Source organism: Streptomyces sp. BBFR2 (assembly GCF_044497305.1).
Lineage (GTDB): Bacteria > Actinomycetota > Actinomycetes > Streptomycetales > Streptomycetaceae > Streptomyces.
Genome location: NZ_CP172415.1, coordinates 1,849,557 through 1,862,327, shown reverse-complemented (window position 1 = coordinate 1,862,327; position 12,771 = coordinate 1,849,557). Strand labels below are relative to the sequence as shown.

10 protein-coding genes and 1 riboswitch are annotated in these 12,771 nt (G+C 71.6%); of the genes, 9 read left to right on the top strand and 1 reads right to left on the bottom strand.

The genetic code is table 11. From position 1 onward, the window contains the following. Positions 1–56 precede the first annotated feature (56 nt). Positions 57–151, bottom strand: a riboswitch (glycine riboswitch). A gap of 278 nt (positions 152–429) precedes the next feature. The 9 genes from ACGH2B_RS06685 (at position 430) to ACGH2B_RS06645 (ending at position 12,039) form a co-directional block, all read left to right on the top strand. Further along, a complete protein-coding gene (locus tag ACGH2B_RS06685; protein ID WP_399085536.1) occupies positions 430–1,359 on the top strand; it encodes an AAA family ATPase in 930 nt (309 codons plus the stop codon). Positions 1,360–1,624: 265 nt separating this feature from the next. Continuing rightward, positions 1,625–2,431, top strand: a complete 807-nt coding sequence (locus ACGH2B_RS06680; protein WP_399085533.1) for an enhanced serine sensitivity protein SseB — start codon at positions 1,625–1,627, stop codon at positions 2,429–2,431. Positions 2,432–2,489: 58 nt separating this feature from the next. Next, positions 2,490–3,272, top strand: coding sequence for an enhanced serine sensitivity protein SseB C-terminal domain-containing protein (locus ACGH2B_RS06675; RefSeq protein WP_399085530.1), 783 nt, complete (start codon positions 2,490–2,492; stop codon positions 3,270–3,272). 403 nt (positions 3,273–3,675) lie between these two features. Continuing rightward, positions 3,676–4,677, top strand: a complete 1,002-nt coding sequence (locus ACGH2B_RS06670; protein ID WP_399085527.1) for an ABC transporter permease — start codon at positions 3,676–3,678, stop codon at positions 4,675–4,677. Positions 4,678–4,780: 103 nt separating this feature from the next. Beyond that, complete coding sequence (locus ACGH2B_RS06665) at positions 4,781–6,526, top strand: ABC transporter substrate-binding protein (protein ID WP_399085524.1); 1,746 nt, start codon at positions 4,781–4,783, stop codon at positions 6,524–6,526. 76 nt (positions 6,527–6,602) lie between these two features. After that, a complete protein-coding gene (locus ACGH2B_RS06660; RefSeq protein WP_399085521.1) occupies positions 6,603–7,613 on the top strand; it encodes an ABC transporter permease in 1,011 nt (336 codons plus the stop codon). Continuing rightward, positions 7,610–8,728, top strand: coding sequence for an ABC transporter ATP-binding protein (locus tag ACGH2B_RS06655; RefSeq protein WP_399085518.1), 1,119 nt, complete (start codon positions 7,610–7,612; stop codon positions 8,726–8,728). Before ACGH2B_RS06660 ends, ACGH2B_RS06655 begins: the two co-directional genes overlap by 4 nt. A gap of 566 nt (positions 8,729–9,294) precedes the next feature. Continuing rightward, positions 9,295–10,347, top strand: a complete 1,053-nt coding sequence (locus tag ACGH2B_RS06650) for an ABC transporter ATP-binding protein (RefSeq protein ID WP_399096764.1) — start codon at positions 9,295–9,297, stop codon at positions 10,345–10,347. 252 nt (positions 10,348–10,599) lie between these two features. Then, positions 10,600–12,039, top strand: a complete 1,440-nt coding sequence (locus ACGH2B_RS06645; protein WP_399085515.1) for a M1 family metallopeptidase — start codon at positions 10,600–10,602, stop codon at positions 12,037–12,039. Positions 12,040–12,060: 21 nt separating this feature from the next. Here ACGH2B_RS06645 and ACGH2B_RS06640 read toward each other — a convergent pair whose 3' ends face one another. Further along, entirely contained in the window at positions 12,061–12,690 is a 630-nt protein-coding gene (locus tag ACGH2B_RS06640) for a trimeric intracellular cation channel family protein (RefSeq protein WP_399085512.1), read from the bottom strand. Positions 12,691–12,771: the final 81 nt, after the last annotated feature.

Below are 12,771 nucleotides of genomic sequence, written 5' to 3'. Positions count from 1 at the left end.
TTGCACCTTGGGTGGAACCGCTCCCGTACGGGCCGCGGCTCGCTTTTCAGATCTGCCTCGCCCGCGCGGTATAGGGGCCTGAGAGATTCAAGGGAGGACTTGCTCCTTCGGCGCCCCGGCGCGCGGCCGGGGACTCTCCCGCGCGGATTCAAGCGGCCGGTATGGAGTTTGACCGTGCACGGCGCGACGCCTTGAGTGCACGGGGCGCCGACATCATCGCACGGGAACGCCGCACGTAGGAGCCCCGGCCCGGAACCCGCCCGGCGGCCCGGACGGAACGCTTCCGCACGGCGCCGCCCGGGACCGCGCACCGCCCGCGGCGCGGCACCGGAACACCCCGCGTCTTGAAGGGCATTACCTTTCCTTGACACTGTGCGGGAGGGGACGGGGCCGCCGCCCGGCCCCGCCGAGGGGGAAGGGGCGATCACGGTGCAGAGCGAAGCCGCGCGCACGGCCGTACCGGCGACCGGGGGCACCGCGCCGCCCCGGCCCGTCCCCGGACCTCGCGGCGCCCGGCCGCCGAGGGCGGCACCGGAGACCCGTCCGGCACCGGAGACCTGTCCGCCGGAGACCCGTCCGGCACCGGAGGCGCGCCGCGGGCCGCGCCCGGACGCGGGCCCGGTTGCCGCCCCGGACGCGCCGCCCCGCGAGGCACGGCCGGACACCGCCCCGGACGCGTACCCGGGGACCGCCCCGGCTCCGGACGCCGCCCCCGCCGTCACCGACCTGCGGGGACGCCCCGCCGCCGGGCTCCCGGCCGAACTCCGCTTCGCCGCGGGCGCCCTGATCGTCGTCTCCGGGCTGCCCGGCAGCGGCAAGAGCACCCTGATGCACCGCGTCGTCCCCGCGGCCGACGGCGGGGGCGACCCCGTCCACCGCGTCGACTCCCAGGACGTCCGCGAGCGCTGGGAGCGCGGCCGGCTGCGCCGGGTGCCGTACGCCCTCTACCGGCCACTCGTCCGGGTGGCGCACTACCTCGGGCTGCGCCGGGTGCTGCGCTCGGGCCGGAGTGCGGTGGTGCACGACTGCGGGACGCAGACCTGGGTGCGCCGCTGGATCGCCCGCGCGGCGCGGCGCGGCGGGCGCCGCCCGCACCTGCTGTTGCTCGACGTCCCGCCCGAGGTGGCACGGCGCGGCCAGCGCTCGCGCGGGCGCGGGGTGTCCGGCTACGCCTTCGCCCGGCACCGTACGGCCGCCCGGCGGCTGATCCGGGACGCCGCGGCGGGGCGCCCGCCCCGGGGGTTCGCCTCGGCCGTCCTGCTGGACCGGGCCGCGGCGGACCGGCTGCGTACGCTCCGGTTCGGCGGCGGCGGGCCCGCGCCCCGGGCGGCGGACGCGGCGGCGCCGCCACTCGTCTAGGGTTCGGTCGTCACCCTCCGTCCGCCCCTTTCCGGGCGGCCACCGGAGGGCGGCGACAGGGCCTGGGGGTTGTCCTGTCGGTCTTCGTGGGTCATGGCGGCCGGTGGTGCGCGCCGCGGGGCGGAGCCTTCCGCGGGCAGGAGCCCGCGGGCGGGACGGCGCCGCGGCGAGGCGCGCTGCCGCTCGCCACGGCCCCGCGAGGACCCGCAGGACACCCCCTAAGCTCATCGGCCAGAGCGCGCGGTACGGAAGCGGATGGATGGACATGGACTTTCCCGAGCAGGGGATCGAGCAGGGAATACCGCGGCCGGCGTGGCCCGCCAACGAGTTGGAGGAGGTCCTCGCGGCCTCGGTCGGCCACCCCGGCGCGGGCGGCCGGATCGTGGAGGTGCTGGGCCGCAGCCGGGTGTGGGTGCCGCTGCCCAACGGCGGCGGCCCGGACGCCGCGGGCCCCGGCGGCCGGGGCCTGGACCTGCCCACCGTCGAGATCGACGACGTCGCGTACGTCCCGGTGTTCAGCTCCGAGCAGGAGTTCCTGCGGACCGTCGGCGCCCACATGTCCTTCACCGTCGCCCCGGCGAAGGAGTTCGCCCGGGGGCTGCCGCCGCTGCTCGGTATCGCCGTCAACCCCGGCGGCACGGTCGGCACCGCGCTGCCCGCGCCCGCGGTGGCCGAGCTGTGCCGGGAGGCGGGGGCCGGGGTGCCCGCGCCGACCGGCGGCCGGGTGCGGCTCTTCGAGCCGGACTGGCAGGAGGAGCCGGTGGACTTCCTCGCGGCCGCCGGGCTGGAGTTCTCCGGTGCCGGAATTGTCCTGACTGCCCGGCGTGCCCTGGCAAGTGTGGAGGGCGACACGCCCGCGCTCTTCGTCGGGGTCGAGATCGACGCCACCCTCGCCAACCCCTACGACGACGCCACCCGCGAGACGGTCCTCGCGGCCCTGGGGCGCGCGCTCGGCACGGTGCCGGTGGCCTGGCCCGTCCAGTTGGTGCTGCTGGACGTCGCCCAGGGCGACCCGGTCGCCGACTGGATGACGGCGCGCGTACGGCCCTTCTACTCCCGGGACCACTCGTAAGCTGGACGGACGACGGGCGGGCGTACCCCACGCGGCCGCCGGAGAAGGGACGGACCACGTGAGCGCGGGTGCGCATCAGGGAGCGGCGGCAGGCCGGGTCGAGCAGATGCTGGGACAGATCGCACCCGGCCGCTACGACGCCTACGAGGCGCTGCTGCACGCGCTCGCCGCCGGTCAGGTCTGGATGCTGCTCTGGCACGGCCGCGCCGGGATGCCCGACGCGCAGTACGGAAACATGGAGGTCGACGGCCTGGGCTACGCGCCCTGCGTCACCTCCGCGCCCGAGCTGGCCGCCTCCGGATGGAACCGCGACCACGAGTTGGTCACCGGTGTCGAGATCGCCTCCGCCCTCTTCCCCGACCGCTGGGGCCTGTGGCTGAATCCGCACGCCCCCGGCGGCGGCGTCGGCATCCCCTGGCTGGATCTGCGCCGTATCGCCGGCGGCCTCGACCGGCTGCCCGCCGGACCGCTGCGCATCACCGAACCGGTCATCGACCTCCCGCAGTTCTACGGCCTGCTCACCCAGAACGCCCACCGCACGCCCGCCGTCCGGTCGTTGCGCCGCGCCTGGGTGCAGCCCGCCCTCGGCGCGCCCTACCTCGCCCTCGGCCTCGACCTCTACGACGCGGGCCAACAGGGCGTGGACGCGGCCCGGTTGATGGTCCAGCAGTCGATGGGCGCGGTCCCCGACGGGCTGCCGGTCTCGACCGTCGCGATGAACGACGAGTACGACCCGGTCGGCATGTGGATGCGGGCCTGTACGCGCCCCTTCTTCGACCGCGAGGGCTACGGCGCCCCGGCGCAGCCGCCCACCGGGTACGGCTACCCGCGCCCCTACTGATCCGGCGGCGGGCCTTTCCCGGGCCCCGGAGCCGCACCGTCCAGGACGCGGTGTCTCGAATATGTCCTTTTCGCCCGCGCGTTGACGGGCCTTTTCTCGCCACGGAATTCTCCGTTCAGACGTCCCTTGCGTCCGTATAGCGGAGACTTGTGGACCAGATCACAGTTGCGCATCCATTCACCTTGGGGGCTGGTGAGTGATCGCGAATCGGATGAAGACTCCGGCAGCAGGGCATCGGCCCTGTGTACGAACACCATCCGGACACCTGTCATGTGACGCCGCGATGTTTCACGGTGCGAACTTCCATGGCACCCGTGCGCGTCGTGCGGCGGCGATGGGAACCAGGCCGCGAGCGCGGCGGGGCATGAGGCCGCAGCGTCGGCCGAGAGGGGTCAAAGGCACTGTGACCGCACCGATCGAGACCACCGGCGCGGCTGCCCAGGCGCAGCCGGAAGCGGTGCTGAAGGGCGTGGCGGGCAAGCGGATCGAAGGCCGCTCGCTCGGCCGCATCGCGCTGCTGCGCTTCCGGCGCGACAAGGTCGCGGTGGCCGGTGCCATCGTTGTCATCCTGCTCATCGCCGTCGCCGCGCTCTCCCGCCCGCTCCAGGCGCTGCTCGGTCTCGACCCCGACAGCCCCCACCAGTCGCTGATCGACCCCAACACCACGCTCCCCAAGGGCGACCTGGGCGGTATGAGCGGCGACCACCCGCTGGGCGTGGACCCGAAGTTCGGCCGTGACCTGCTCGCCCGGGTGCTGGAGGGTTCCTGGGTCTCGCTGATCGTCGCCTTCGGCGCCACCTTGCTGTCGGTGGCGATCGGCACGGTCATGGGAGTGGTCGCCGGCTTCTACCGCGGACGCGTCGACGCGGTGATCAGCCGGCTGATGGATGTCTTCCTGGCGTTCCCGTTGTTGCTGTTCGCCATCGCGATTTCCGCCTCGCTCCAGGGGGGCGCTTTCGGCCTCACCGGACTGCCGCTCCACCTCTCCGTGCTGATCTTCGTGATCGGGTTCTTCAACTGGCCGTACATGGGCCGCATCGTGCGGGCGCAGACCCTGTCGCTGCGGGAGCGGGAGTTCGTCGACGCGGCGCGCGGGATGGGTGCGCGCGGTCCGTTCATCCTCTTCCGCGAACTGCTGCCCAACCTCGTCGGCCCGATCGTCGTCTACTCGACGCTGCTGATCCCCTCCAACATCCTCTTCGAGGCGGCGCTGAGCTTCCTGGGCGTCGGCATCCAGCCGCCCCAGGCGTCCTGGGGCGGCATGCTCAACCAGGCGGTCAAGTACTACGAGGTCGACCCGCAGTACATGCTCGTCCCCGGCCTCGCCATCTTCGTCACCGTGCTCGCGTTCAACCTGCTCGGTGACGGTCTGCGGGACGCACTGGACCCCCGCGGCGGACGCTGAGCCCTCCGGGCCCGCCCCCACCGCCCGCCGTACGTCCGGTCGTCCGAAGTTTTCCGAAGTCCTTTCCCGAAGTGTTCGACGAATCAAGGGGAGCGCCACCATCATGCGAAGGTCAGTTCCGGTCGCGGCGATAGCGGCCATCACCAGCGCGGGCCTGCTGGCCGGCTGCACCGGGGGCGCCGGATCCACCGCCTCCGGCAAGGCGAACGCCGCGACGGAGGGCATCGTCAACGCCTCGGACGCGAAGGGCGGCACCGTCACCTACGCGATGAGCGACGCCCCCGAGTCCTTCGACCCGGGCAACACCTACTACGCGTTCGTGTACAACTTCAGCCGCCTCTACGCGCGTTCCCTGACGACCTTCAAGCCGGCCCCCGGCCCCAAGGGCAACGAGATCGTCCCGGACCTCGCCGAGTCGAAGGGCAAGTCCTCCGACGGCGGCAAGACCTGGACGTACAAGATCCGCAAGGGGGTGAAGTACGAGGACGGCCGGGAGGTCACCTCGCAGGACGTCAAGTACGCCGTCGAGCGCTCCAACTTCGCCCGCGACACGCTGTCCCTGGGCCCGAACTACTTCCAGCAGTTCCTCAAGGACAACGACGGCGGCTACAAGGGCCCGTACAAGGACAAGAGCAAGGACGGGCTCAAGTCCATCGAGACGCCGGACGACCACACCATCGTCTTCCACCTCAAGAAGGCGTTCGCGGAGTTCGACCAGTTGGTCAGCGCCCCGCAGACGGCGCCGGTGCCGCAGGACAAGGACAAGGGCGCCGACTACACCCGGTCCGTGATCTCCTCCGGTTCGTACAAGTACCAGGACTACCAGGAGGGCAAGCAGCTCACCCTGGTGCGCAACCCGCACTGGTCGGCGAAGACGGACCCGCTGCGCAAGCAGCTTCCGGAGAAGATCGTCCTGAAGCTGAAGGTGGCGCAGTCCACCATCGACAAGGACCTGCTGGCCGGCAACACCATGGTCGACATGGCCGGCAAGGGCGTCGACGCGCAGACCCAGGCCCAACTGCTGCTCGACTCCAAGAAGAAGGGCAACACCGACAACGCCCTCGGCCAGCGGCTCAACTACCTGTCGATCAACTCCAAGGTGAAGCCGTTCGACAAGCTCGCCTGCCGCCAGGCCGTCGAGTACGCCGTCGACAAGAAGGCCGTGCAGACCTCCCTCGGCGGCCCGATCCGCGGCGACATCGCCTCCACCGTCCTGCCCACCGACATCCCCGGCTACGAGAAGTACGACCTGTACCCGCAGAAGTACGCGGGCGACGACCTCGACCTCACCGAGGCCAAGAAGAAGTGGGCCGAGTGCGGCGCCGGGAACGTCTCCACCACCATCCTCGCCCGCAGTGACCGGCAGGAGGAGGTGGACGCGGCGACCTCCGTCATCTCCTCGCTGAAGAAGATCGGCGTCAACGCCAAGATCCAGCAGTACCCGAGCAGCAAGTACTTCTCGGACTACGCGGGCGTCCCGTCGTTCAACAAGAAGAACGACGTCGGTCTGATCATGATGCAGTGGGGCGCCGACTTCCCGACCGGCTACGGCTACCTCCAGCAGATCCTCAACGGCAAGGCGATCTCCCAGTCCGGTAACACCAACCTCTCCGAGACGGACGACCCGGAGATCAACAAGCTCCTCGACTCCGCCGTCGCCAACCCGGACAAGGCCGGGCGCGAGAAGGCGTACGCCGAGATCGACAAGAAGGCGATGAGCCAGGCCGTGATGGTCCCGCTCACCTACTTCAAGGTCCTGAACTACCGCTCCCCGAAGGCCACGAACATGGTCGCGACCTCGGCGTACAGCGGGCAGTACGACTACCTCAACATCGGCGTCAAGAAGTAAGTCCCGGAAGGCAGGTGAAGGCATTGGTGCCCGCGGCCGGCCCCCTCGGCCCCGCGGGCACCGACGCCGCATCCCCGTGTTCTCGTACCTCATCCGCAGGGTGATCAGCGCGGTGATCCTGCTGCTGATCGTCAGCGCGGTCACCTTCGGCATCTTCTTCCTGCTGCCGAAGATCGCCGGGCAGACCACCGACCAGCTCGCCCAGCAGTACATCGGCAAGTCGCCGACGCCCGCCGACATCGCGGCGGTGAAGAGGAACCTCGGCCTGGACAAGCCCGTGTACGAACAGTACTGGGAGTTCCTCCGGGGCATCTTCACCGGCGTCGACTACAAGTTCGGCCCCGAGGCGGCGCGTTGCCACATGCCGTGCTTCGGCTACTCCTTCAAGACCCACATCGAGGTCTGGCCGGAGATCCAGTCCCGGCTGCCGGTGACCCTGTCGCTCGCCGCCGGCGCGGCCGTCGTCTGGCTCCTCACCGGCATCACCACCGGCGTCATCTCCGCGCTGCGCCCCGGCTCGCTCTTCGACCGGCTGTCGATGGGCGTCGCCCTGGCCGGTGTCTCGCTGCCGATGTTCTTCACCGGAGCCATCGCGCTGGCGCTCTTCACTTACCAGTGGCCGCTCTTCGAACGCAGCGACTACGTCCCGCTCTTCGACAACCCGCTGCTGTGGGCCCGGACGCTGGTCCTGCCCTGGGTGACGCTGGCGTTCCTCTACTCGGCGCTCTACGCACGCCTGACCAGGGCCGGGATGCTGGAGACGCTGGGTGAGGACTACATCCGCACCGCCCGCGCCAAGGGGCTGGGGGAGCGCACCGTCGTCGTCAAGCACGGACTGCGCGCCGCCCTCACCCCGCTCATCACCGTGTTCGGCATGGACCTGGGGCTGCTGCTCGGCGGTGCGCTCATCACCGAACAGGTCTTCTCGCTCCAGGGCGTGGGCGCCTTCGCCGTCCAGGCGATCACCGCCAACGACCTGCCCAACATCCTCGGCGTCACCCTGCTCGCCGCGTTCTTCATCGTCCTGTGCAACCTGGTGGTGGACGTCCTGTACGCCGCCGTCGATCCGCGCGTGAGGCTCTCGTGACCGACTCCGACGACACCGCATCCGGCGCCCCGAAGGCGTCCGGCGCCACCGAACCGGCCGCCGAACCGGCCACCGAGGCGGGCCCGTTCCTCGACGTCCGCGATCTGAAGGTGCACTTCCCGACCGACGACGGCCTGGTCAAGTCCGTCGACGGCCTCTCCTTCACGCTGGAGAAGGGCAAGACCCTCGGCATCGTCGGCGAGTCCGGCTCCGGCAAGTCCGTCACCTCGCTCGCCGTGATGGGGCTGCACGCCGCGTCGCGGCGGCAGCGTGCCAAGGTCCGGATGTCCGGCGAGATCCGGCTGGACGGCCAGGAGCTGATCGGCGCCGATCCGGACGCGGTCCGCCGGCTGCGCGGCCGGCGGATGGCGATGATCTTCCAGGACCCGCTCTCCGCGCTGCACCCCTACTACACCGTCGGCAAGCAGATCGTGGAGGCGTACCGCGTCCACCACGACGTCGACCGGAAGACGGCGCGCAAGCGGGCGATCGAGATGCTGGACCGGGTCGGCATCCCGCAGCCGGACAAGCGGGTGGACGACCATCCGCACCAGTTCTCCGGCGGGATGCGCCAGCGCGCGATGATCGCGATGGCGCTGGTCAACAACCCCGAACTGCTCATCGCGGACGAGCCGACGACCGCGCTGGACGTCACCGTCCAGGCGCAGATCCTCGACCTGATCCGCGATCTGCAGAAGGAGTTCGGCTCCGCCGTCATCGTGATCACCCACGATCTGGGCGTGGTCGCCGAACTCGCGGACGACCTGCTGGTCATGTACGGCGGACGGTGCGTCGAACGCGGCCCCGCCGACAAGATCTTCGAGGCGCCGCAGCACCCCTACACCTGGGGCCTGCTCGGCTCGATGCCGCGGATCGACCGGGACCACACCGACCGGCTGATCCCGGTCAAGGGCTCGCCGCCCAGCCTGATCAACGTCCCCTCCGGGTGCGCTTTCAACCCGCGCTGCCCGTACGCGGACGTACCCAAGGACGACCTGACCCGTACGGTCCGCCCCGAGCTCACCGAGGCCACGGACGGCCACTTCTCCGCGTGCCACATGGCACCGGCGGAGCGGAAGCGGATCTGGACCGAAGAGATTGCGCCCAAGCTGTGACCGACAACGAGAAGAAGAAGCCGGGGACGGCCCGGAAGAGCGGGCCGGCCGGGAAGTCCGGGGCGGCCGGGAAGTCCCGGAAGACCGGGCCGGCGGGGAAGTCCGGGAAGCCCGGAGGGACGGCGGGGGCCGGCAAGGCCGAGGCCGTGGAGCCCGGTAAGGCCGTGGAGCCGGAGAAGACCGAGGCCGTGGGGCCGGAGTCGGCCGCCGGGAAGGCCGAGGTCCCGGAGCCGGAGAAGCCCGCGCGGGCGGGTAAGGCCGGGAAGCCCTCCGGGAAGGCCGAGGCGGCGGAACCGGGGGAGCCCGCGGAGGAGACCGGGAAGGCGAAGGCCGGGAAGCCCGCCGAGGCTGAGAAGTCCGCCGAGTCCGCCGAATCCGTGGCCGCTGCGGAACCCGCCGAGGCCGAGCCCGCCGAAGCCGGGAAGCCCACGGAGGAGGCCGGAAAGCCCGCCGAGGCTGAGAAGCCCGCCGGGCCCGCCGAGCCCGTGGCCGTGGCCGAGGCCGAACCCGTGGCCGTTGCGGAACCCGCCGAGCCCGTGGCCGCCGCCGGGCCCGACGAGCCTGCCGTGACCGCCGACCCCGCCGTCTCCGTCCCCGCGCAGCGGAAGGACGCCGACGGCGCGGGTACCCCGCTGCTGCGGGTGCGCGGGCTGACGCGGCACTTCCCGATCACCAAGGGGCTGCTCAAGCGGCAGGTCGGGGCGGTTCAGGCGGTCGACGGCATCGACTTCGACGTGTATCCGGGCGAGACGCTGGGCGTGGTCGGCGAGTCCGGCTGCGGCAAGTCGACGATGGGGCGGCTCATCACCCGGCTCGACGAACCCACCGGCGGCACCGTCGAGTTCGAGGGGACGGACATCACCCACCTCTCCCCGGGGCGGCTCCGCCCGATGCGCCGCGACGTCCAGATGATCTTCCAGGACCCGTACGGGTCGCTGAACCCGCGGCACACCATCGGCACCATCGTCTCCACCCCCTTCCGGCTCCAGGGCGTCGAGCCCGAGGGCGGCGTCAAGAAGGAGGTGCAGCGGCTGCTGGAGCTGGTGGGCCTGAGCCCGGAGCACTACAACCGCTACCCGCACGAGTTCTCCGGCGGCCAGCGCCAGCGCATCGGCATCGCCCGCGCCCTCGCCCTCAAGCCGAAGCTGGTCGTCGCCGATGAACCGGTCTCCGCGCTGGACGTCTCCATCCAGGCACAGGTCGTCAACCTCATGGACGACCTCCAGGAGGAGCTGGGCCTGACATACGTGATCATCGCCCACGACCTGTCCGTCATCCGGCACGTCTCGGACCGCATCGTGGTCATGTACCTCGGCAAGATCGTCGAACTGGCCGACCGCACCTCCCTGTACACCACGCCGATGCACCCCTACACCAAGGCGCTGATGTCGGCGGTGCCGGTGCCCGACCCGAAGCGGCGCACCGAACGCGACCGCATCCTGCTCAAGGGCGACGTCCCGTCCCCGATCAACCCGCCGTCCGGCTGCCGGTTCCGCACCCGCTGCTGGAAGGCGACCGAGACCTGCGCGACGACCGAACCGCCGCTGGTCTCGCTCAAGGACGGGCACAAGGTCGCCTGCCACCACCCCGAGAACGCCCCGGGACCCGGGACGGAGTGAGCGCCGTGCCCCGGCGGCGGCCGGGGCACGGGAACGACCGCTCCCCGGGGCGCCGGCCGCCGCCGGCGCCCCGCGACGTCCGCGCGCCCCCGGCCGCCCCGGCGCCCGCGCCGCCCCCGCCGGCGGGAACTTCCGCCCCCGCATGACGAGTTGGCAAAGTCACGCACCGGGGGCGGCGGGTGCGTGCAGAGTCGGCGCGGCTGCAACGCCGTACGACTTCCGCATCCGTGTGTTCGAAGAGATGGGCTCTCCATGGCACTCTCCGCATCCGCGCTCCGCCGCCCCCGGCTGCTCTCCCTGGCCGCCGCCTGCACCGTCGTCGCCACGGTCTGCGGGGTGGCCACCGCCCCCGGCAGCGCCGCCGCCGCACCCGCCGGCACCCCGGGCGCGCCCGGCGCCGGCGACAGCTACTTCCCCCGCCTCGGCAACGGCGGCTACGACGCCCTCCACTACGACCTGGGCGTCAGCTACCACCCCTCCACCGGCCGCCTCGACGGCCGCACCACGCTCACCGCCCGCGCCACCCAGAACCTCACCGCCTTCGACCTCGACCTCCAAAAGCTCGACGTCACCGCCGTCCGGGTCGACGGCCGCCCGGCGCGGTTCACCAGATCCGGCGACGAGATCACCGTCCGGCCCGTGCGGATGCTGCGCGACGGCCGGACGTTCAAGGTGACCGTCACCTACGGCGGCATACCCCGGCCGCTGAGCGGGCCGATCATCTTCGGCTCCGAGTACGGCTGGATGAAGACGAAGGACGGCGTCTTCGTCGCCTGCGAGCCGAACGCCGCCTCGACGTGGTTCCCCTCCAGCGACCACCCCGGCGACAAGGCGACGTACGACATCCGCATCGACGCGCCCAAGGGGCTGACCGGCGTCTCCAACGGGCGGCTGATCGCGTCCGGCGAGCGCGGCGGCCGCTCGTACGCCCACTGGCGCGAGAGCCGCCCGATGGCGACGTACCTGGCCACCGCCACCATCGGGAAGTTCGACGTCCGCACCGGCACCACGCCCGGCGGCACGCCGATCTACGTCGCCACCGACCCGACGCTGCCCACCGGGAAGGTCGACGTCTACGGCGTCACGGCGAAGGCCACGGACTACTGGTCCAAGGTGTTCGGCCCGTACCCGTTCGAGGAGACCGGCGCCATCGTCGACGACATGCCGCAGGCGGGCTTCTCCCTGGAGGTGCAGTCCAAGCCCGCGTACTCGGCGGTCCGCAACGAGACCACGATCGTCCACGAACTGGCCCACCAGTGGTTCGGCGACTCCGTCTCCGTCAAGAACTGGCGGCACATCTGGCTCAACGAGGGCTTCGCCAGCTACGCGCAGTGGCTGTGGGACGAGCACAAGGGCACCCGGAGCGCCCATGACGCGTTCCGCGAGGCGTACGCCGCCCTCCCCGCGGACGACCCGTTCTGGAAGATCGAGGTCGCCGATCCGCAGCGGGACACGATGTTCTCCGACGCGGTCTACCAGCGGGGCGCGATGACCCTCCAGGCGCTGCGCGAACGCATCGGTGACACCGCGTTCTTCAAGCTGCTGCCCGCCTGGACCGCGGCCCACCGCCACGGCAACGCCGAGACCTCGCAGTTCATCGCGCTGGCCGAGAAGATCTCCGGGCAGCCGCTCGGCGACCTCTTCGACACCTGGCTGCACACCACCTCCCGGCCGCCGCTGCCGAAGCCGTAGCCCCGGCCCGCCCCGGCCGTATCAGTCGCCCGTGCCCGCACGCTCCGGCGTCCGGTGCGGCCGGGGCAGATGCAGTCCGAGATAGACCGCGCCCATCCGCAGCGCGAAGACCAGCCCGGCGGAGGCGGCGGTGGCCGCGGTGCCGCCGACGCCGAGATGGTGCAGGGCCAGCAGGAGGACGGCGCCGGCCAGCGCGGCGATCGCGTAGACGTCCTCCCGCAGCAGCAGCGGCGGGAACTCCCCGCACAGCACATCGCGGATGACCTCACCGGCCACGCCCGTCAGCACCGCCAGGATGAGCACCGCGAGCGGGGTGGCGCCCGCGTCGATGGCGGCGCGCGCCCCGATCACCGTGACGACCGCGAGCCCGACCGCGTCGACGACCAGCAACGACTTACGCGGCAGCGTGAGGAAGCGGAGATAGACCATGGTGGCCACGCCGACGCAGATGATCACCGTCAGCAGGACCCAGTCGTGCGTCCAGTAGAGCGGATGCCGGTCGAGGATCAGATCGCGCAGCGTGCCGCCGGAGATCGAGGCGGCGAAGGCGAGCACCAGACCGCCGAAGGGGTCCATGTTCGCGCGGTACGCGGCGAGCACCCCGCTCGCGGCGAACGCGGCGACACCGATCAGGTAGAGCACGTGGAGCATGGCGGAATCATCCCAGGCCGCGGGGGAGCGGGACGCCGCCGGACACAGAAAATTGACACTACCGGTCGGTAACCTTTCGGT

Coding starts and splice junctions, on each gene's coding strand:
- ACGH2B_RS06680 (WP_399085533.1), top strand. CDS start 1,625: ATGGACTTTCCCGAGCAGGGGATCGAGCAGGGAATACCGCGGCCGGCG.
- ACGH2B_RS06665 (WP_399085524.1), top strand. CDS start 4,781: ATGCGAAGGTCAGTTCCGGTCGCGGCGATAGCGGCCATCACCAGCGCG.
- ACGH2B_RS06645 (WP_399085515.1), top strand. CDS start 10,600: ATGGCACTCTCCGCATCCGCGCTCCGCCGCCCCCGGCTGCTCTCCCTG.
- ACGH2B_RS06640 (WP_399085512.1), bottom strand. CDS start 12,690: ATGCTCCACGTGCTCTACCTGATCGGTGTCGCCGCGTTCGCCGCGAGC.